Source organism: Arthrobacter sp. Y3224198 (genome assembly GCF_059090025.1).
In genome coordinates this window covers 1-18,309 of record NZ_JBNHFG010000045.1, presented here as the reverse complement: position 1 = coordinate 18,309, position 18,309 = coordinate 1, and the positions used below count along the sequence as shown (strand labels likewise).

General features: G+C 67.3%; 21 protein-coding genes. 7 read left to right on the top strand and 14 right to left on the bottom strand.

What is annotated here, in order from left to right:
• From AC5RUF_RS15340 to AC5RUF_RS15325, 4 genes are all read right to left on the bottom strand, one after another.
• A partial coding sequence (locus tag AC5RUF_RS15340) for an FAD-dependent oxidoreductase (protein WP_494131168.1) occupies positions 1 to 340 on the bottom strand: 340 nt, incomplete at its 3' end.
• Positions 337 to 681 (bottom strand): bifunctional 3-phenylpropionate/cinnamic acid dioxygenase ferredoxin subunit, encoded by a 345-nt coding sequence (locus AC5RUF_RS15335; RefSeq protein ID WP_493999227.1) that lies wholly within the window; start codon positions 679 to 681, stop codon positions 337 to 339. The genes AC5RUF_RS15335 and AC5RUF_RS15340, both read right to left, overlap by 4 nt.
• A gap of 94 nt (positions 682 to 775) precedes the next feature.
• Positions 776 to 1,237 (bottom strand): MarR family transcriptional regulator, encoded by a 462-nt coding sequence (locus AC5RUF_RS15330; protein ID WP_494131167.1) that lies wholly within the window; start codon positions 1,235 to 1,237, stop codon positions 776 to 778.
• A 117-nt stretch (positions 1,238 to 1,354) separates the two neighbouring features.
• Positions 1,355 to 1,984 (bottom strand): TIGR03085 family metal-binding protein, encoded by a 630-nt coding sequence (locus AC5RUF_RS15325; RefSeq protein WP_494131166.1) that lies wholly within the window; start codon positions 1,982 to 1,984, stop codon positions 1,355 to 1,357.
• A gap of 185 nt (positions 1,985 to 2,169) precedes the next feature.
• Between AC5RUF_RS15325 and AC5RUF_RS15320 the strand changes: the two genes are divergently transcribed.
• Positions 2,170 to 4,143 carry an acyl-CoA dehydrogenase family protein gene (locus AC5RUF_RS15320; RefSeq protein WP_494131165.1) on the top strand — a complete coding sequence of 658 codons (1,974 nt, stop codon included), beginning with the start codon at positions 2,170 to 2,172 and terminating at the stop codon, positions 4,141 to 4,143.
• Positions 4,144 to 4,149: 6 nt separating this feature from the next.
• Here AC5RUF_RS15320 and AC5RUF_RS15315 read toward each other — a convergent pair whose 3' ends face one another.
• On the bottom strand, positions 4,150 to 4,761 hold the full coding sequence (locus AC5RUF_RS15315; protein WP_494131164.1) for a TetR/AcrR family transcriptional regulator: 612 nt from the start codon (positions 4,759 to 4,761) through the stop codon (positions 4,150 to 4,152).
• A gap of 136 nt (positions 4,762 to 4,897) precedes the next feature.
• Between AC5RUF_RS15315 and AC5RUF_RS15310 the strand changes: the two genes are divergently transcribed.
• The 4 genes from AC5RUF_RS15310 to AC5RUF_RS15295 all read left to right on the top strand — a co-directional run bounded on the left by AC5RUF_RS15310 (position 4,898) and on the right by AC5RUF_RS15295 (position 8,740).
• A complete protein-coding gene (locus tag AC5RUF_RS15310) occupies positions 4,898 to 5,710 on the top strand; it encodes an SDR family oxidoreductase (RefSeq protein ID WP_494131163.1) in 813 nt (270 codons plus the stop codon).
• A gap of 57 nt (positions 5,711 to 5,767) precedes the next feature.
• Positions 5,768 to 7,024, top strand: coding sequence for an acyl-CoA dehydrogenase family protein (locus AC5RUF_RS15305; RefSeq protein WP_494131162.1), 1,257 nt, complete (start codon positions 5,768 to 5,770; stop codon positions 7,022 to 7,024).
• A 5-nt stretch (positions 7,025 to 7,029) separates the two neighbouring features.
• Entirely contained in the window at positions 7,030 to 8,127 is a 1,098-nt protein-coding gene (locus AC5RUF_RS15300) for a phosphotransferase family protein (RefSeq protein WP_493998518.1), read from the top strand.
• Positions 8,128 to 8,194: 67 nt separating this feature from the next.
• The gene (locus AC5RUF_RS15295) at positions 8,195 to 8,740 is read left to right on the top strand and encodes a hypothetical protein (RefSeq protein ID WP_494131161.1); all 546 of its coding nucleotides are present in this window, start codon (positions 8,195 to 8,197) and stop codon (positions 8,738 to 8,740) included.
• A 21-nt stretch (positions 8,741 to 8,761) separates the two neighbouring features.
• On the opposite strand, the gene AC5RUF_RS15290 is transcribed toward AC5RUF_RS15295, so the two are convergent.
• The gene (locus AC5RUF_RS15290; protein WP_493996626.1) at positions 8,762 to 8,866 is read right to left on the bottom strand and encodes an MFS transporter small subunit; all 105 of its coding nucleotides are present in this window, start codon (positions 8,864 to 8,866) and stop codon (positions 8,762 to 8,764) included.
• A complete protein-coding gene (locus AC5RUF_RS15285) occupies positions 8,863 to 10,269 on the bottom strand; it encodes an OFA family MFS transporter (protein WP_494131160.1) in 1,407 nt (468 codons plus the stop codon). The genes AC5RUF_RS15290 and AC5RUF_RS15285 overlap by 4 nt, the downstream gene beginning before the upstream one ends.
• 339 nt (positions 10,270 to 10,608) lie before the next feature.
• Here AC5RUF_RS15285 and AC5RUF_RS15280 point away from each other — a divergent pair, with 339 nt between their 5' ends.
• Positions 10,609 to 12,492 (top strand): hypothetical protein, encoded by a 1,884-nt coding sequence (locus AC5RUF_RS15280; RefSeq protein WP_493996624.1) that lies wholly within the window; start codon positions 10,609 to 10,611, stop codon positions 12,490 to 12,492.
• A 105-nt stretch (positions 12,493 to 12,597) separates the two neighbouring features.
• Here the strand turns inward: AC5RUF_RS15280 and AC5RUF_RS15275 are convergent, their stop codons facing one another.
• The 3 genes from AC5RUF_RS15275 to AC5RUF_RS15265 all read right to left on the bottom strand — a co-directional run bounded on the left by AC5RUF_RS15275 (position 12,598) and on the right by AC5RUF_RS15265 (position 14,680).
• The gene (locus AC5RUF_RS15275; RefSeq protein ID WP_494131159.1) at positions 12,598 to 13,359 is read right to left on the bottom strand and encodes an IclR family transcriptional regulator; all 762 of its coding nucleotides are present in this window, start codon (positions 13,357 to 13,359) and stop codon (positions 12,598 to 12,600) included.
• 57 nt (positions 13,360 to 13,416) lie between these two features.
• On the bottom strand, positions 13,417 to 14,001 hold the full coding sequence (locus tag AC5RUF_RS15270; RefSeq protein ID WP_493996622.1) for a dihydrofolate reductase family protein: 585 nt from the start codon (positions 13,999 to 14,001) through the stop codon (positions 13,417 to 13,419).
• Positions 14,002 to 14,134: 133 nt separating this feature from the next.
• The gene (locus AC5RUF_RS15265; RefSeq protein WP_493996621.1) at positions 14,135 to 14,680 is read right to left on the bottom strand and encodes a thioesterase family protein; all 546 of its coding nucleotides are present in this window, start codon (positions 14,678 to 14,680) and stop codon (positions 14,135 to 14,137) included.
• 120 nt (positions 14,681 to 14,800) lie between these two features.
• On the opposite strand from AC5RUF_RS15265, the gene AC5RUF_RS15260 reads away from it, so the two are divergent.
• A complete protein-coding gene (locus tag AC5RUF_RS15260) occupies positions 14,801 to 15,190 on the top strand; it encodes an EthD family reductase (RefSeq protein ID WP_494131158.1) in 390 nt (129 codons plus the stop codon).
• Positions 15,191 to 15,196: 6 nt separating this feature from the next.
• Here the strand turns inward: AC5RUF_RS15260 and AC5RUF_RS15255 are convergent, their stop codons facing one another.
• The 4 genes from AC5RUF_RS15255 to AC5RUF_RS15240 all read right to left on the bottom strand — a co-directional run bounded on the left by AC5RUF_RS15255 (position 15,197) and on the right by AC5RUF_RS15240 (position 18,299).
• Complete coding sequence (locus AC5RUF_RS15255) at positions 15,197 to 15,415, bottom strand: hypothetical protein (RefSeq protein WP_494131157.1); 219 nt, start codon at positions 15,413 to 15,415, stop codon at positions 15,197 to 15,199.
• 179 nt (positions 15,416 to 15,594) lie between these two features.
• A complete protein-coding gene (locus tag AC5RUF_RS15250) occupies positions 15,595 to 16,281 on the bottom strand; it encodes a DUF6308 family protein (protein ID WP_494131156.1) in 687 nt (228 codons plus the stop codon).
• Positions 16,282 to 16,539: 258 nt separating this feature from the next.
• Positions 16,540 to 17,541 (bottom strand): glycine betaine ABC transporter substrate-binding protein, encoded by a 1,002-nt coding sequence (locus AC5RUF_RS15245; protein WP_494131155.1) that lies wholly within the window; start codon positions 17,539 to 17,541, stop codon positions 16,540 to 16,542.
• Positions 17,541 to 18,299 (bottom strand): ABC transporter permease, encoded by a 759-nt coding sequence (locus AC5RUF_RS15240; protein ID WP_494131169.1) that lies wholly within the window; start codon positions 18,297 to 18,299, stop codon positions 17,541 to 17,543. The genes AC5RUF_RS15245 and AC5RUF_RS15240 overlap by 1 nt, the downstream gene beginning before the upstream one ends.
• Positions 18,300 to 18,309 lie beyond the last annotated feature (10 nt).

The window sequence follows — 18,309 nt, the reverse complement described above, 5'->3', positions numbered from 1 at the left end:
CCCGCGCGCCGGTGGCCAGCAGCACGGCGTCGGCCGGCAGCCGGGCACCGGAACCCAGGGTGAGGCCGCTTCCGGGGTCGAGCTTTACTGCGGTGTCCGTAATGAGGCTGATGCCGTGTTCGCGGTACCAGTCCTGCGGGGCGAGCTCCAGGCGTGGACGGTCCAGGGTGCCGGCCAGGAAGGTCTTGCTCAACGGCGGCCGGTCATAGGGCAGCCCGGCGGGGTCCACCAGGTGCAGGGCGCCGGTGTAGCCCTGGCGCCGGAGTTCGCGCACCGCACTGAAGCCGGCGATGCCGCCGCCCACTACGGCAATTGCTGCGGGGACTGTCCCGGGGCTCACGCGTCCTGCGGAGCCTGGTTGGGGTAGAGCCATACTTCGCCGTCGCGCACCTCAACCCGGTGCGCGCGGGTGTTGACCAGGGCGGGCAGGCACAGCGCTTCGCCGGTCCGCAGGCAGAACCGCGCCGAGTGGATGGGGCATTCCACCTCGTCGCCCTCAATCCAGCCCTCTGCAAGAGAGGCTTCCTCATGGGTGCAGGTGTCATTCAGCGCGTAGAAGTTTCCGTTATCACTGTGGAAAACGGCAATGTCATCAGCGGTGCCCGCGGTTTCCGCGTCCACGGTGAGCGCCTCGCCCTCATCGATCTCATCAACTCCGGCAACCCGAATACCCTCGCTCATGCCATTCCTTCCCGGCACCAGGCCGTACGTGCTGCTCTTAGGTCAACACGTTACCCGGCCCGGAGGCTCGTTGCCTGCCGCAGCGGCGAAGGCCTCAGCCCGCCGCGGGCCCCGCCGCAGGCTCCACCGGGGCCTTGTACTGCCGGGCCGGTTCCAGGCCGCGGATCAGGGCGATCAGCTCCATGCGCAGCTCCGGGCCAATGCCGGCCATGGATGTTCCCTGCTCCAGGTTTTCCGCGTCCGCCAGCAGCTTTTGCCCGCGTTCGGAAATGACCACCTGCCGGCCGCTGCGGCCCGCGGTTCCGGGTGCCACCTCTTCCACGAGGCCCTGCCCGGCCATGCTCGCCAGCGACGTACCCAGCGTCTGCGCGGTGACGCGCAGCCGCCGGGCCAATTCGGCGCGGCGCATGGGCCCGTCGGCCAGCAGCACCCTCAGCACCGTTACCCGCTCCTGCGTCAGTCCTACCTCGCGCAGCCTGTTGTCTGCTTCCCGTCGCACCAGCCGTGCAGCGGTGGAGAGCAACCGCACAGGCTCCCAATCCCCCTCGTTCGGCATCTTCCTGCTTCCCTCTACGTCATTGATACGTCTTGGTAGGCGATCCAGCTCCGCTAAAAATAAGTGTGCTTACTATTTCAACGGCATACAGGGGGTACTTGTCAAGCCGGGGTCGGGTTAGGCGCCGCTCCACGCGCGGAACGCACGCACGGATTCCCCGCTGCCTTCCACGCTCACGTTGGCCGCAACCCGCCGGCCCATCGCGTGCAGCGCAAGGTCCACCACGTTGCCGGAGACCAGCACGGACGGGTCACCGGCCCGGACCCGGCGCCGGCCGAAACCGGGCACAGCCAGTTCCACGCCCACCGGGCTGCTCCGGTAGCCCATTCGGGCCATCAGGCCCAACTGCTTCCAGAGCGCTTGCTGCTGACCGGCCGGCAGCTCACGTGGTGCTGCTGCACCGGCACCGCGGCGGATGTCCTCATGGTGAATGACGTATTCGACCAGGTTCGCGGCGTCCAGCCGGAACGGCGAAAAACGGGCCGGACCGGCAGCGAAACGTTCCACCAATGAGGCGTAGCCCTCGGGGGTGCCGGCAGCGGCGGCCTCAGCCCCCAGGTGTTTCTCCTGGCCCGGCTTGGGCCGGCGCACCGCGTCGGCCGCGATTTTCCAAGGCGCCTGCTCACGCAGCACCAGGTGCGCCAGCAGCCGGCGCACGTCCCAGCCCTCGCACAGCGTTGGCGCCAGCGGATCGGCCTCCCGCAGTGTCCGGACCAATTCCGTGCGTTCGTGCTCCACCCAAGCCATAACCGTCTCCTTTGCATTGGACTGCCGCCGATTTTCCACCCGTTGGAGGTGCATTCCCACGGCAATGCTGCCTGCGCCCCACATTAGCCGCGAACCCTCTTTACCCTTAGCTACCGCGGCGTAGCATGGTCCCCACAGTGAGCCGGGGCCGCCCTTCCACGCGGCCAAAACAGAGGAGAAATCCCATGAGCACCACTGATATTGCCCAGGGCTCCGGCCCGGACAGCAGCTCCCGGAAAATCAAGGAACGCGTGGTCACCGAGCAGGACGCACGCAACGCCACCGAAGCGGCCCGCGACACCGGTGAATCCCGCCCCAGCTTCGCCAAGGGCATCTACCTGGGCAGCTACAACCTGGACCTGGTCCGGTCCCTGCCCGCCCCGGACCCGGCGGAGGAATCCCGGGCCGGCCTTTTCCTTGAGGCGCTGACGGAATACTGCAGCACCTTGGACGGCCGCCTGATCGAGCGCACCGGCGTCATCCCGGACGAGTACCTGCGCGGCCTGGCGGACCTGGGCGTCTTCGGCATCAAGATCCCGCAGCACTACGGCGGCCTCGGACTCTCGCTGCTGAACTACGGCCGGGCGCTGATGATCCTGGGCTCCGTGCACCCGAGCATGGGGGCGCTGGTCTCCGCCCACCAGTCCATCGGGGTGCCGGAACCGGTGAAGGTTTTCGGCAACGAGGAACAGAAAGAGGAATACCTGCCGCGCTGCGCAGCCGGGGCGGTGACGGCGTTCCTGCTCACCGAGCCCGACGTCGGCTCGGACCCGGCACGGCTGCGCACCACGGCCATCCCCTCCGAAGACGGCAGCGAATACGTCATTGACGGGGTGAAGCTGTGGACCACCAACGGGGTAATTGCCGAGCTGGTGGTGGTGATGGCCGCCGTTCCCCCGCACGGGGAGTCCAAGGGCGGCATCAGCGCGTTTGTGGTGGAGATGTCCTCCCACGGCATCAGCGTGGAAAACCGCAACAACTTCATGGGCCTGCGCGGCATCGAAAACGGCGTCACCCGGTTTACCAACGTCCGGGTGCCGGCGGCCAACCGGCTGGGCCGGGAAGGCCAGGGCCTCAAGATTGCCCTGACCACACTGAACACCGGCCGCCTGTCCATTCCGGCCATGTGCGCGGCGGCCGGCAAATGGTCGCTGAAGATCGCCCGCGGCTGGTCGGGTGCGCGCGAACAGTGGGGCCGGCCCATCGGCCGGCATGAAGCGGTGGGCAAAAAGCTGGCCTACATTGCCGCCACCAGCTTCGCCCTGGAAGCGGTCTTCGAACTGTCCGCCGAGCTGGCCGACGCCGGCACCAAGGACATCCGCATCGAGGCAGCGCTCGCCAAGCTCTGGGCCAGTGAAATGGCGTACAACGTTGCCGATGAACTGGTGCAGGTGCGCGGCGGCCGCGGGTTCGAAACCGCGGACTCGCTGGCCGCCCGCGGAGAGCGTGCGGTGCCGGCCGAGCAGCAGCTGCGGGACCTGCGGATCAACCGGGTTTTTGAGGGCTCCACCGAAATCATGCACCTGTTTATTGCCCGCGAAGCCGTGGATGCGCACCTGTCCGCCGCCGGTGACCTGGCCGTGGCGGACGCACCGCTGGCAGCCAAGGCGAAGGCGGCCATGAAGGCCAGCGGTTTCTACGGCAAGTGGCTGCCCACCCTGGCGGCAGGCAAGGGCAGCGTGCCGACGTCGTACGCCGAGTTCGGGATCCTCGCCCGTCACCTGCGCTTTGCCGAGCGGGCCTCGCGCCGGCTGGCACGGTCCACCTTCTACGGCATGGCCCGCTGGCAGGCCGGGCTGGAGCACCAGCAGGTGTTCCTGGGCCGGATTGTGGACATCGGTGCGGAGATTTTCGCCATCTCCGCCTCCTGCGTCCGCGCAATGAACATCCGGCGCGAGGATCCGGAGGAGGGCCGGAGCGCGTTTGAGCTGGCGGACGCGTTCGGCGCCCAGTCGCGGGTGCGGATCGAGGCCCTCTTTGATGAGCTCTGGCGCAATTCAGACGACGCCGACCGGCAACTGTCCAAGGGCGTGATGGCCGGGCGTTACACGTGGCTGGAGGACGGCGTGCTGGATGCCTCCGAGGGCACCGGCCCGTGGATCTCCGAAACGGCGCGCGGCGAGGAACAGAAGGAGAACCTGCACCGCCGGTACCGCTAGCCGGGGCTAGGCCGCTCCCACTGCACCGCGGCAGATGTGTACGTACCGCCCGGCCAGCTCCTCGGGGCTGAGCGGTCCGCCGGCGCGGTACCAGGAGGCCACGCCCGTGCACATGGTGGTCACCGCGCGGCTGGCGTCCTTGGGGTGCGGGGCGGCGAACCGGCCGCTGCGGACCGCTTCTGCCACCACGTCATCCAGCAGTTTCTGCTGCCGGTCGCGGGCGGCGATGTGCCGTGCCCGGGCGGCCGGCTCCAGGCTGCGGATCTCGCTGGCGGCAATAAATGCGTGCTCCCAGCGGTAGGCGTGCACCAGCACCAGGCACTCGATCAGCAGCGCGAAGCGCTCCTCCACGTCGGATCCGGCCTCGGCCAGGGCCGCCGTGCTGCGGGCATAGAGGTCCGCCATGGCCGACTCGGCAATGCCTACCAGCAGCGCCTGCTTGGACGGGTAGTGGTGGTACAGCCCGGGCACGGAAAGCCCGGCACGGGTGGCCACCGCACGGATGGCGGTCCCGTGGTAGCCGTGCTCCAGGAAGCATTCCAGCGCGGCGCCCAGCAGCGGCGGCAGGACCGGGACGGAAAAGTCCCGCCAGTCGGGCTGGATCGGCGCGGTACCCATGGCATCCCTTCGCTCGTTTCGATGGTGTGACCCTTGACACGTCTTGCAGGCCTGCACCAGACTACCCATACCGAGCGGTCGCTCGGTAGTACATGAAGCTCGGGCAGCACTCCGGGCAGTGGAAACGGCGGAGCAGATGGCGGATCAGGCAGCGGAACAGCACACACCGGGTACGACGCCGGGCGGCCGGCCTCCGCTCGACGGCAAAACCGCCGTCGTCACCGGCGCCAGCCGCGGCATCGGTCTGGCGATCGCCCGCCGGCTGGTAGCCGACGGGGCGACGGTCTGCATCACCGCCCGCAATATCGGCCCGCTGAAGGAGGCCGCCGCGGAGTTCCCCGAAGGCACCGTGCTGTTCCTGGCCGGCAAGTCCGATGACCCGGACCACCGGGCCGAGGTGCTGGACACCGTGGCGCAGACCTGGGGGCGGCTGGACATCCTGGTCAACAATGCCGGCATCAATCCGGTCTACGGCCCGCTCACGGAGCTGGATCCGGACGCCGCCCGACGCATCCTGGACGTGAACGTGCTCGGCACCCTGGCCTGGGTGCAGGCCGTCTGCGCCCACCCGGCCCTGGACTTCACCGGCCGCGGCGGATCGGTACTGAACCTCTCCTCCGTCTCGGCACAGACCCCGGCGCACGGCATCGGTTTCTACGGCATCAGCAAGGCAGCGGTGGAACAGCTCACCCGCACCCTGGCCGTGGAATTGGCCCCCACCGTCCGGGTCAATGCCATGGCACCGGCCGTGGTGAAAACCTCCTTCGCCCGCGCCTTGTACGAGGGCCGCGAGGAGAAGGTCAGCGCCACCTACCCGCTGAAGCGGCTCGGCACCCCCGAAGACGTGGCCGGCGCGGCGGCGTTCCTGGTCTCCGACGACGCCGCCTGGGTCACCGGCCAGATCCTGAACCTCGACGGCGGCCTGCTGGTGGCCGGCGGTTCCGCCTAGGACATCCGTCCGCCCGCCTCCGCCCACCGGAACCGCTTCCAGCCAAAGGACCAGACCATGACCACCGCATCCCTGCCTCCGGAAATCGAAGACCTGCGCCTGCGCACCCGTGAATTCATCCGCGGCACGGTGATGCCCGCGGAACCGGCTCCCGGCGTCGTAATCCCCGAGGAACTGCTGGCGGAACTGCGCGCCGCGGCCCGGGCAGCCGGGGTCTTCGCCCCGCACGCACCGAAGGAATACGGCGGCCAGGGGGTGCCGCTGCAGCACTGGTCCCCCATCTTCCAGGAGGCCGGATACTCGCTGTTCGGCCCCTCCGCCCTGAACTGCATGGCCCCGGACGAGGGCAACATGCACATGCTGAACCTGATCGGCAGCGAGGAGCAGAAGCGCCGCTACCTGGCACCTTTGGTGGCCGGGGAGGCCCGCTCCTGCTTCGGCATGACCGAGCCGCACCCCGGCGCCGGCTCCGATCCGGCCGCGCTGCGTTCCCGGGCGGAGAAGGTGGACGGCGGCTGGCGGATCAACGGCCACAAACGCTTCACCAGCGGGGCCAACAACGCGGCGTTCTGCATCGCCATGGTGCGTACGGATGCGGTGGACGGCGCGCCGGCCGGCGCCACCATGCTGCTGGTGGACATGGATGCCCCCGGCGTGCGGATCGGGGAACAGCTGCACACCATGGACCGGGCCATCGGCGGCGGACACCCGCATGTGCACTTCGAGGACGTGTTTGTGCCCGACGACGCCGTGCTGGGTGCCCCCGGGGAAGGCTTCCGCTACGCCCAGGTGCGGCTCGGTCCGGCACGGCTTACGCACTGCATGCGCTGGCTCGGGCTGGCCCGCCGGTCCCTGGACATTGCGCTGGACCGCACCAACCGGCGGGAGATCTTCGGCTCGGTCATGAACGAGCTGGGGCTGGCGCAGGAAATGATCGCGCAGTCCGTGATCGATATTGAGACCTCCGACGCGATCATCGCCAAGACCGCCGCCCTGCTGGAGACCGATGCGAAGGCCGGCTCGGCGCTGTCCTCGGTGGCCAAGACGCACACGTCCGAGGCGGTGTACCGGGTGATCGACCGCAGCCTGCAGCTGTGCGGCGGCGACGGCGTGACGGACCGGCTGCCGCTGGCCTCCTACCTCAACGAGGTCCGTGCCTTCCGCATCTACGACGGTTCCAACGAGACCCACAAATGGGCCATCGCCCGCCGCGCATCCGCCGGCCGCCGCCGCGAGGTGGAACACGGTGCCCCCTATCTTGCCGATGTTGCGGAACACGACGACGCCGCCTCCCCCGCCGACGCGAAAGCCTGAGATTCATGTACACCACCCCCGACGGCCGTGAAGTTGTAGCCACCCGCGCCGACGCGGAGGCGCTGGCCTCCCCGCCGCTGCTGATCCTGGACGAGGTCACCGCGTTTTTCGACGCCCATAACCTGGGCAGCGGGCCGCTGTCCTGGGAATCCATCGGCGACGGCCAGTCCAACATCACCTACCGGATCCGCCGCGGTGCCGAGGACTTCGTGCTCCGCCGCGGGCCGCGCCCGCCGCTGCCGCGCTCCACGCATGACATGGTCCGCGAGGCACGGATCCAGCAGCTGCTGCGCGGGCAGGGTGTTCCGGTGCCGGAAATCCTGGCGGTCTGCGAGGACGAAACGGTGCTCGGAGTGCCGTTCTACGTCATGGCGTACCTGGACGGGCTGGTCATCACCAGCCGCATCCCGGAGGCACTGGCCTCCATGGACCAACGCCGGGCCACCAGCGACGCCGTGGTGGACACCCTGGTCCGGATCCACGCCGTGGACGTCAGCAGCGGGGAGCTGGCGAAGTTCGGCAAGCCGGAGGGCTACCTGCAGCGCCAGGTGGCGCGGTTCTCCGGCCTCTGGGACATCAACACCACCCGGAACCTGCCCGAAGTGGGCCGGATCGCCGCGTGGCTGGCGGACAACGTTCCCGCCAGCCAGGCCGCCGCCGTGCTGCACGGGGACTACCGTCCGGGAAACCTGATGTTCGCCCCCTCCGCCCCGGCCCGCGTCATTGCCGTCCTGGACTGGGAAATGTCCGCGATCGGCGATCCGCTGGCGGACCTCGGCTACCTCACCGCCACGTATTCGGAACCGGGCAGTGAGTCCACCCCGTTGGAGCTGACCGGCGTCACCCGCCATCCCGGCTATTTCACCCGGGCGGATGTCATCAACGCGTACCGGGAGCGGACGGATCTGGATCTGGACGCCCTGCCCTGGTACCAGGCGCTGGCATTGTGGAAGGCGTCCATTTTCTGCGAAGCCATCTACACCCGCTGGCTCAAGGGGGAACGGCCCCATGACACCCAATTTGCCCCGTCCCTGGAAGCTGGGGTGCCGCAGCTGCTCCGCAGCGCCGCCGGGTTCGCCGGGCTGGCGCCGGCTCCGCTGTAACCCGGGTTTCCGGAACGACGGCGTAACGGCCCGGTTCCCGGGCCCGGCCGTCAGGTAGCGTGGGGCCATGAAAAAGCTTCCCCAGTCACTCATCCTTGCCGCCATCGCCGGGGCCACCGAATTGTCCCGGCCCGCCGACTGGTCGCCCGCGTGGCGCCGGGCCTACATAGTGGCCCCGGGTGCCGCCATCGGGGCCATCAGCGCGGTGGCAGTCCGGGCGGGCCTGCGCAAGGGACGGAAACTGGCTGCGGCTGAAACCGTTGACCTGGTCACCCCGAACATGCCGGGGCCCGACGGCGCAGCGGCGGTCCCTGCCGCCGGCCCGGTAGCCGGGCCGGCCTACCTGGCCACAAGCGTGCCCGGACCCCGTTCACGGAAGCCGGCGATCGCCCTCACCGGTTTGGCTGTGGTGACGGGCGCCGCCGTCAGCGGCATCATGGCACTGACCCTGGCCCTGGATGCACGGGTGGAAGCCTGGCTGGTCCGCCGCGGGGCGGCCAAACCGCGCGTGGTGATGGCGGTGGCGGGAGTGCTCTGGTCCCTGCTGATGGATGTCGTGACGGCTGGCAAGGACGCGAAAGATTCCAAGCGGCCCCAGGGCGCCGATCAGTAAAGCGGCTTTCATTCAGCCGCGTCAGCCGAAGAGCGCCGACGCCCGGCTGACGGTCTGGAAGACCCCGTAGGCCAGGGGGATTCCCACCAGCAGCCAGCTCACTGTCACCATGACTTTGCTGTTCATGCGTGCTCTCCGTCCGGGGTTGCGGTTTGTGCCGCGGGCGGCGGCGCGGTTTCCGGTTCATGGAACCGGGAGGAGACCGGGGTGACCAGCAGGTTGGCGATGAAGCCCACCACCAGCAGGCCCACCATGGTCAGCAGTGCCGGGTAATACGCGGCCGCGGTCAGTTCCCCGGGTGTGCCCTGTGCGTCGAGGAATGAGTTGACGATCAGCGGTCCGGCAATGCCCGCCGCAGACCATGCGGTAAGCAGCCGTCCATGGATGGCGCCCACCTGGAAGGTGCCGAACAGGTCCCGCAGGTACGCCGGAACCGTGGCGAACCCGCCGCCGTAGAAGGACAGGATCACAAAGGCCAGGGCCACGTAGAGAATGGTGGATGTGTCTCCGAAGAAGGAGAGCAGGGTGTAGAGCACCGCACCCCCGCCCAGATACAGCATGTAGATGCGCTTGCGGCCGATCAGGTCCGAGGTGGCGGACCAGACAAAACGCCCGCCCATGTTGCCAATCGAAAGCAGTCCTACGAACCCGCCGGCGACGGCGGCGGTCACCAGGGACGCGCCGTCGGGCTGGCGGAAAAAGTCCTGGATCATGGGCGCGGCCTGTTCCAGGATGCCGATACCTGCCGTCACGTTGCAGAACAGCACAATCCAGACCAGCCAGAACTGCCGGGTCTTGATGGCGTTGGCCGCCGAGACGTGGTTGGTAGTCACCAGGGACTTGGCGGCGACGGCGGACGGGTCAAAGCCGTCCGGCTTCCAGTCGGCGGCCGGAACCCGGATGGTGGCGGCCCCGTAGAGCATGTACACCAGGTACAGGGCCGCCAGGGTAAGGAACAGCTTTCCGACGGCGTCGCCGCTGGCCACCCAGCCGGGGGTGCCGGACTCCGGGTCGAAGAACGCCAGCAGGGCCGAGGACAGCGGACTGGCGATCAGCGCTCCCCCGCCGAAGCCCATGATCGCCATGCCGGTGGCCAGCCCGGGTCGGTCCGGGAACCATTTGATCAGGGTGGAGACCGGGGAAATGTAGCCGATGCCCAGGCCGATGCCGCCGATCACCCCGTAGCCGAGGTACAGCAGCCACAGCTGGTGGGTGAAGATGCCAACGGCGCCCACCAGGAACCCGCCCACCCAGAACATGGCCGAGACGAACATCGCCTTCCGGGGCCCGTTGGCGTCCACCCAGGTGCCCATCACGGCGGCGGACAACCCGAGCATCACGATGGCAATGGAGAAGATGATGCCGATCTGGGTGAGGCTGGTACCGAAGTAGTCCACCAGGGCCGTCTTATAGACGCTGGTGGCATACACCTGGCCGATGCACAGGTGGACGGCCAGGGCTGCCGGCGGGATGAGCCAGCGGTTGAAGCCCGGCGGGGCGATGGTGCGGTTGCGCTCCAGCCAACTCATGCGGACTCCCTTGTCGAACGGCGTCATTGTCGGACTCGTGCGTCAGGAGTCAGGATGCGCCTGTGCGGGCGCCGTGTCCCGGTGCGACACGCGTTTTCGCATTAGCGGACGGAAACATACCGCGCAACCTACTCCTCGGTAACTAATTTTCGAAAAGCCTTGCTTTGTTACCGCTGGGTAGCTTAGATGTAACAGACATCACACTCGTCCGGTCCGGTCCCGCTGTTTTATTTCGGCGGATAACGGGCCGGGCCCGTCGCACCGCGAAGGCTGCGCCTACAGGCGTGCTGCACGCAGCCCAGTCAGTCTCGACAGCATGAAGCAGAAAAAGGATATTCAATGACGAGTTCCACGTCCGGGCGTGCCACTTCCCGCCCGCACACACTTTTAACCGCACTCCTGGCCTTGTTCCTGATCCTCTTGCTGGCCTTCTTTGTGCTGTTTACCGGCAAGGTTGCCGCCGGCGCCACGGAGCTCAGCGACGGCGCTGAGCGCGCGAACACCGGCGCCGGCGACCTGCAGGCAGGCGCAGCAGAGGCCAAGGAAGGTGCCGATAAGGTAGCCGCCGGCTCCGCCAAGGTGGACACCGGCGCCAACACGCTCGCCACCGGCATCTCCACCGCCAAGGCTGGCGTCACCACCCTGAAGGAAGGCGCAGTCAGCCTGGATGAAGGCGCTGCCAAGCTCCTCACCGGCGCGGAAGCCGCCAACACCGGCGCCAACAAGCTTGCCGCCGGTGCCACCAACGCCCGCACGGGTGCCGGCACGCTGGCCAACGGTGCCAACAGCGCCGCACAGGGTGCCAACCAGCTTGCTGCCGGTGCAGACCAGTTGTCCGCCGGTATGGCCGAGTTGAATGACCCTGAGACTGGCGTTCCTGCTCTGGCCGCAGGCGGTACGGACCTGTCGAATGGCGCTGGCAAGGTCAAGAAGGGTGCCGAGGATCTTGAAGCTGGCGCCCTTCGACTGAAGAACGGCGTCCTGGAGATCAAAGGCGGCGTCGATCAATTGGCAGCCGGAGGGCCCGCACTGGTTGAGGGATCGGCAAACCTAGCAAAGGGCGCTACAGATTTGAAAAATGGTGCTCAGCTGCTGGGCGTCATTGACAATGGGCTCGCGTTGGGGGCTGGCGCAGGCCTCCTCCAGGCCAACGGTCAACCGATGAGTGATGCTGCCGCAAGGATTGTACCTAATGCAGACGCGTCGACTGCTGCCTCGAACCGGGTAAAGGCGCTCACGGACCAGCTGGCCGTAGACGCAGCCACACTTTCGCCTGCAGACCTCACAGCACGTTTGAACGCAATTTCCGCCGAGGCTAATGCGGCAAGTGCAGCAAGTGCCCGGGTGTCGACGGACGCTGTTTTGTACAACGTCTCCTACGAGAACGTTAAGGATGTCCTCCCCAAATTCGCTGCTAGCGCACCCACGTTCGCAAGCGGGGCAAACACTCTCGTCAACGGCATCACGACACTCGAAGCCGGAACTAAGACTCTTGATGCAGGTGTCCAAAAGGCCGCTGGCGGTATTGCAGCAATCAAGACTGGCATTGACTTCGGGGATGGAACCGAGCTGAAGCCGGGCCTGAAGAAGGGGTCGGAGAATCTGTACGCCGGCACTCAGGCCCTCAACGCAGGCACCGGCGATATTCAGACCGGAGCTAAATCACTCTCTGCGGGTGCAGGCAAGGTCAAGGATGGCGTGGACAAGCTCGCTGCCGGTGTGCAGACGCTGCGCACCGGCGCAGGAACCCTCGCACAGGGCAACGGCCAGCTGGCCGCCGGTGCAGGCACGCTCTACAGCGGCCTGGATACGCTCGAGACCGGCGCGTACACGCTGGCCGACGGCAACTTCAAGATCTACGACGGCACCATCACCCTGGCAGACGGCACCAGCCGCCTGAACACCGGTACCCAGTCCCTGGACGAGGGCGTCACCAAGCTCGACGACGGCGGCAAGACCCTGACCGCAGGCACCAAGGAACTGAAGACCGGCGCCTCGGACCTCGCTGAAGGCAACGGCAAGCTCGCCGACGGCAGCAAGACCCTGGCGGACGGCAACGGCCAGATCGCCGACGGCGCCGACACCATGCGGGCCAGCACCACGGCACTGACTCCGGGCGAGATCCTTACCTCCCCGAAGATCCTGGCCGTACTGATCCCGCTGCTGCTCCTGCTGGTCCCGATCGGCATGCTGATCATGGGCACCCGCCGCAGCCAGCACTAGTTCCACTGCACCACCGCATCACCTCGCACCACTACTAAGGAAGGGCAGGAACCGCAGCCGCGGTTCCTGCCCTTTCCCGTTGTCCTTGTGGTTAGCCGACGCGGCTTACCCGGCCCGGTTCAGTTCCGTGGAAATCCGTGCCGCCACGCTCCGCAGCACCGGCACGGCACGGTCCGCAAACGCCTCATCCACCCGGGATACCGGACCGGAGACCGATACGGCCGTAGGCGTGGGAGCTCCGGGAACCGCCATGGCGAAGCAGCGCACGCCCAGTTCCTGTTCCTGCTCGTCCACCGCGTAGCCGCGTTCCCGGATCCGGGCCAGATCGGCCAGCAGGGCGTCAACGCTGCCCAGGCTGTGCCCGGTGGGCGTGGGCATGCCGGCCCGGGCCACAATGCCGCGGACCTTCTCGTCCGGCAGCTGGGCCAGGATGGCCTTGCCGACGCCGGTGTCATGGGTATGCGCGCGGCGGCCGACTTCGGTGAACATGCGCATGGAGTGCGGGGACGGGACCTGGGCAATGTAGACCACCATGTCGGCGTCGAGCACCGCCATGTTGGCCGTCTCCCCCAGCTGGTCCACCAGTTCCTTCAACTGCGGCAGGGCCAGGGCACCCAGCTGCTGGTTGGCGCCTTCACCCAGCCGGATGAGTTTCGGGCCCAGGGCGTAGCGGCGGTTGGGCAGCTGCCGGGCGTAGCCCAGGCCCACCAGGGTGCGCAGCAACCGGTGGATGGTGGGCAGCGGCAGCGCCGCTGAGGCGGCCAGCTCGCTCAGCGTCACCGACCCGCCGGCGTCGGCGATCAGTTCCAGCAGTTCAAAGACACGTTCCACCGACTGCACGCCTGATCCGGCGGCTCGTTCTGCCATGGTTGACCCTCCTGAGGCTCTCCCGCGATTTTATCGCATCGCGGAAAAGAGTTCTCGCTAAAGGAAGGTTTTTTCCTTGCGGGTCAGGGTCACAGCGAGGGCGCCGGACGCGGTGGTTTCCTTGTCGGTGAGGGTGAAGGGCCCCAGGTCGGACGGATTCTCGAACAACCGCTTGCCCTGCCCCACCGTCACCGGCAGCACCATCAGCCGGTAGGCGTCCACCAGCCCGGCGTCGTGGAGGGACCGGGCGAGCTGGTAGCTGCCGTGCACCTGGATTTCTCCCGAGCCGCGGGATTTGAGTTCCTCCACCCCGTGCAGCACGTCGCCGCGGATCAGGCGGGTGTTGTTCCAGCCCGGATTCTCCACGGTGGATGAGACCAGGTACTTCGGCATGTGGTTGATGTGGGAGGCGACCGTATCGAACGGGTCGGTGTCCGCTTCCCAGAAGGGGTGGAGCAGCTCGTAGGTGTTCCGGCCCAGGAGCAGGGCATCCCCGTGGCCGAACCACTCACCGCCTATGCGGGCCACCTCGGCGTTCATGTGCGGGATCATCCAGCCGCCGGAGGTAAATCCGCCGGACGTATCTTCATCTGCGCCGCCGGGTCCCTGCATCACGCCGTCGAGTGACAGAAAGGAATTCACCGTTAGTTTCACCGAACACCCCTGTCCCTATCCCCCTGCTGCTTCTAGGTTCTGCCCGGGGTGCGGGGGTGTCAACGGTGCCGGACAATCACCGGAGGGACCCGGCGCACCGGTGCATGGATGGCAGCGGTTTTTACCAGGTGTGCGGGGCGGGACGCCGGGTGCTGGGCAGGGCCACATTGGCCCGCCACTCGTTGACCCACTCCGGCAGCACCAGGTCCGACGGCGGCACGGCGCCCACCTTCTTGAAGATTTCCTCGTTGCTCACCGGCCCCTCGGAGGAGAGGAAGCGGCAGCCGATGTGCGCGCTGGCGTAGATCTCGCCGTCGACCACCATCCGCTGTTCCAGGTAGATAGCACGGTCATCGAAGCCGATGATCTTCGATTCAATCGTGTACTGCTGGTGCAGCTGCAGCGACTTGCGGAAGCTGATGGTCTCGTTGTTCACCACCGGTCCCCACTTGTTCTTCTTCATCAGGTCCCACATGCCGCTGCGGACCAGCAGGTCAAAGCGGCCCAGATCCATCAGGGACAGGTACATCCCGTTGTTCAGGTGCCGGGCCACGTCGATGTCCGTGAGCAGTACCCGCATCGGCAGCGAGGAGGTGTCAAAGAACCCCAGCTTGGAACGGCGGCGGGCGCGGAAGAGGACCAGGAGGGTACGGAGGATCAGGTGCATGGCCGCTATATTACCGCTCAGTAACTTATTGGGAAAGGGTGCGCCCTGATGTCGGGCCCCGCACTCATCAGTGGCGCCAGGTGTCTGTAGCCGGGCTAAGTCTTGGCGTAAATCGCGGCTTTGGCGGCTTTCCGCTTTTTCCGCTTCTATTTCATCTCCCAGGCGGCACCGGCACTCTGGCCCGCCGTCGTCGTCGGCGTTAGCCTGCACCGCATGCACACCCTTGTTGTCCTCTACGGACACCCGGTGGATTACGAGGCATTCCGCCGCCACTTCGCTGCCATCCACCTGCCGCTGGCCCGCAACATTCCCGGCATCCGGAGCTCCCGCTCGTCCGACCGGCTGGCTGCGCCGGACAGCATGGCTCCGTATTTCGCGATCTTCGAGGCCGATTTCGACGACGAGCCGGCCATGCAGGAAGCCCTGACCACCGCCGAGGGGCAGCTGGCCAACGCCGACATCCCCAATTTCGCCACGGGCGGGGTGACGGTGTTTACCTATGGGCACTAAACGGCCTCACCGCTGCATGGCCAGCACGGCGAGTACCAGCAGCACCGCGGTTGCGGGCAGCAGAACCGCGGTCCAGCGTTTTCGGCTGGACCCGAAACGGAGCGAGGGGTCGCTGCGCCAGGCGAGCAGGTAACGCATCAGCAGGACCAGCCAGGCGAGATAACAGGTCATCGCGGCGCCCAGCAGGACGCCGACCGGAGCCGGGGTATTGCCCGTGGCGAGCACCAGCAGGAACCCCCCCGGCCTGCATAACGATCAATATGCCAAGGCATACGACAACGAAGGTGGCGAAAGCGGACGCTTTGACGCCCTGACGCGGTTCCATGGGGGCAGGCTAGCCTGCGAACCCACCGGTCCCGGTGTTGTCCACAGGTGCTTTCGCGGCTGCCCTCGTCGTCGCCGGCCTACTCGTCGTCGCCGCCGGTGCGCCGGAAGCCGCGCTGCTTGCCGTCCATCCAGAGGATGACGTCCATGGCGCGGAGCATGGTGACGGGTGCGGGAAGCTCCGCCGCTTCCTGGACCTTGTCCAGCCGCCGGGCCAGCGCGCCGTCGTCCGCCGTGAGCAGCCCGTGCCATTCCCCCCAGTACGTCAGGGAGCTGGTCAGCCCGGCAGCACGGGAAACCACGGAATCCCAAACGGGAATCAGCTTCGGCCGCTTCCGGGCGAGCAGTTTGCTGGTTTTGGTGGGGCCCATCTTCCACTGTCCGCCCTTGTAACCGCGGACCAGGTCCCAGAGCTGCCAGGCGGCGCTGTCCTTGCCGTACAGGCGGGGAAATTCCTCCGGCTTCACCTCTGCCATGTCGACGTCGGCCGGGATCTGCTCGAGCAGGCGGGTGATGTCCGCGGCATGGGTCTCCAGCAGGCCGATGACTGCCGGACCCTTCACTTCAACGCTCAGCATCGACAGTGCCAGCAGGTCATCGGCGGTTACGGTGTTCACGACGCCCGGGGCGTCGCCGCCCCCGGCCCAGGTATCGAAGCGTGCGCCGGTGCGGATTGACCCGGTGGTCGTTTTCTCCGTGTAGTAGCGGTGCAGCAGATTCGCGGCATCGTCCACGCGATGCGGTCCAAGGATTTCGGGCAGGGCCACGGCAGGGCTCCATTCCTAGGGCAACGTTTTGCGTTGATAGTACAGATAACGCGTCCTACGGTCCGCCCGGGGAGCATTATCTGCACACTGAACGCCCGTTCCAGCCCGCACCGGTGCCCCGGCGGCGCGTTTCCGCCCAGTCTGGGAAATCCCTGCCGGTTTGGGAAATCCCTGCCGGTTCGCAGCGGAGGGATTTCCCAAAGTGGCAGCAGATTCCCAAACCGGCAGGGGATTGCCTCGCCACGCAGACCGCCCGGCTCATTCCGGCGCGGTGATCAGCCCCTTGGACACCATCCAGTCATAGGCCACGTCAGCGGGTTCCTTGCCGTTGACATCCACTTCCAGGTTCATCTTCCGCAGTTCCTCGTCCGTCAGCAACGGGGTGATCTGCGCAAACACGTCCACCAGCTCCGGGTATTCCTCCAGCGCCTTGGAATTGAAGACGGGGGCGCCGTTGTACGCCGGGAAGTACGCCAGGTCGTCCTCCAGCACCGTCAGTCCCAGCGAGTCGATGCGCCCGTCGGTGGCGAACACCTCGCCGAAGTTGCATTCGCCGGCGTCGGTGGCCGAGTACACGGCACCGGTGTCATAGATGCCGATGTTCGCATCCGGCACTCCGTCTGCGGAGCCGCGCGGGATGCCGTATTTCTCCAGCATCGGGTTCATGCCGTCGGGACGGGAGTTGAACTCCGCCTCCAGGCAGAAGGTCCGCTCCTCCACCGGCAGGGACGCGATGTCGGAGATTTTGCTGACCCCCAGTTCTTCGGCCGCTTCGCTGCGGATGGCGAAGGCGTACGTGTTATTCATCGGCGCCGGATCGCCCCAGGTCAGTCCGTTGGCCAGGTCCGCGTCGTGGACGGCCTGCCACTGCTCCTGCTTGTCCGGAATCCCCTCACTCATCCCCAGGTAGGCGATCCAGCCGGTCCCGGTGTACTCCCAGGTCATGTCCGCCTGCCCGGAAACCATCAGTTCGCGCGCCGGCTGGCTGCCGGGAATGTTGGTCAGGTCGGTGACGTCGAACCCTGCGGCCTTGGCGGCCAGGACCGAGATTTTGCCCAGGATGAGCTGTTCGGTGAAGTTCTTGCCGGTGACGGTCAGCGGCGCGTTCTCCGGCAGCCCCTCGATGGGCTGGATGGAGCCGGGCTCGGCGTCGGGCACGTAGGAGTCCGCCGGCTGCAGTCCGCAGCCGGAGAGCAGCAGCCCGACGGCGGCGGTTCCGGCCGCGGCCAGGCGCAGGTACGGGTTGGAGAGCCGGTTCATCAGAGTCCCTTCGGCCGGGCGACGTGTTCCACCAGGCGGCCAATCCAGTCGACAACCAGCGCCAGCAGGGCCACCAGCAGCGCCCCCGCCACGAGCACGGTTTCCAGGTTCAGGTTCACCCCGGTGGTGATGAGGATGCCCAAGCCGCCGCCGTTGACGAACGTGGCCAGGGTGGCGGTTCCCACCAGCAGCACCAGGGCGGTCCGCACGCCGGAAAGCATGACGGGCACGGCCAGGGGAAGTTCGAGCCGGAACAGCACACCGGCGGAACTCATGCCCACGCCGCGGCCGGCCTCCACCACCCGCGAATCCACCTGTTCCAGGCCCACCATGGTGTTGCGCATGACCGGCAGCAGGGCGTAGACCACCAGGGCGGTGATCGCGGCCCAGAACCCGAAGCCGAGCCAGAACGCCAGCAGCACCAGCAACCCGATGGCCGGTGCGGCCTGGCCGATGTTGGCCAGCGCCATCACGGGACCGGTCAGCCGGCGCAGCGGCCCGCGCGTCAGGAGGACGCCGAGCGGAATGGCCACCACCAGCACAATCACCGCGGCCACCCCGGTGAGCAGCAGGTGCTCCACGGTGTAGGCCCACAGTGCGGCCGGATCCAGCGTGGTCCGCTCCGTGGGACTCAGCTCGGCGGTGTTCAGCCACAGCACCAGCAGCCCGAAGGCCACCGCAATGCCGGCCAGCTGCAGCAGCAGCGGCCGCCAGGACTGCGGCTTCGCAGCGGACTGCGCATCCGCTTGGGCCGTCAGCGGGACGGCC

What these genes read in the sequence shown, in the direction of transcription:
- AC5RUF_RS15335 (WP_493999227.1), bottom strand. Translation starts at nt 681, where the DNA reads ATGAGCGAGGGTATTCGGGTTGCCGGAGTTGATGAGATCGATGAGGGC.
- AC5RUF_RS15330 (WP_494131167.1), bottom strand. Translation starts at nt 1,237, where the DNA reads ATGCCGAACGAGGGGGATTGGGAGCCTGTGCGGTTGCTCTCCACCGCT.
- AC5RUF_RS15325 (WP_494131166.1), bottom strand. Translation starts at nt 1,984, where the DNA reads ATGGCTTGGGTGGAGCACGAACGCACGGAATTGGTCCGGACACTGCGG.
- AC5RUF_RS15320 (WP_494131165.1), top strand. Translation starts at nt 2,170, where the DNA reads ATGAGCACCACTGATATTGCCCAGGGCTCCGGCCCGGACAGCAGCTCC.
- AC5RUF_RS15315 (WP_494131164.1), bottom strand. Translation starts at nt 4,761, where the DNA reads ATGGGTACCGCGCCGATCCAGCCCGACTGGCGGGACTTTTCCGTCCCG.
- AC5RUF_RS15310 (WP_494131163.1), top strand. Translation starts at nt 4,898, where the DNA reads ATGGCGGATCAGGCAGCGGAACAGCACACACCGGGTACGACGCCGGGC.
- AC5RUF_RS15305 (WP_494131162.1), top strand. Translation starts at nt 5,768, where the DNA reads ATGACCACCGCATCCCTGCCTCCGGAAATCGAAGACCTGCGCCTGCGC.
- AC5RUF_RS15300 (WP_493998518.1), top strand. Translation starts at nt 7,030, where the DNA reads ATGTACACCACCCCCGACGGCCGTGAAGTTGTAGCCACCCGCGCCGAC.
- AC5RUF_RS15295 (WP_494131161.1), top strand. Translation starts at nt 8,195, where the DNA reads ATGAAAAAGCTTCCCCAGTCACTCATCCTTGCCGCCATCGCCGGGGCC.
- AC5RUF_RS15290 (WP_493996626.1), bottom strand. Translation starts at nt 8,866, where the DNA reads ATGAACAGCAAAGTCATGGTGACAGTGAGCTGGCTGCTGGTGGGAATC.
- AC5RUF_RS15285 (WP_494131160.1), bottom strand. Translation starts at nt 10,269, where the DNA reads ATGAGTTGGCTGGAGCGCAACCGCACCATCGCCCCGCCGGGCTTCAAC.
- AC5RUF_RS15280 (WP_493996624.1), top strand. Translation starts at nt 10,609, where the DNA reads ATGACGAGTTCCACGTCCGGGCGTGCCACTTCCCGCCCGCACACACTT.
- AC5RUF_RS15275 (WP_494131159.1), bottom strand. Translation starts at nt 13,359, where the DNA reads ATGGCAGAACGAGCCGCCGGATCAGGCGTGCAGTCGGTGGAACGTGTC.
- AC5RUF_RS15265 (WP_493996621.1), bottom strand. Translation starts at nt 14,680, where the DNA reads ATGCACCTGATCCTCCGTACCCTCCTGGTCCTCTTCCGCGCCCGCCGC.
- AC5RUF_RS15245 (WP_494131155.1), bottom strand. Translation starts at nt 17,541, where the DNA reads ATGAACCGGCTCTCCAACCCGTACCTGCGCCTGGCCGCGGCCGGAACC.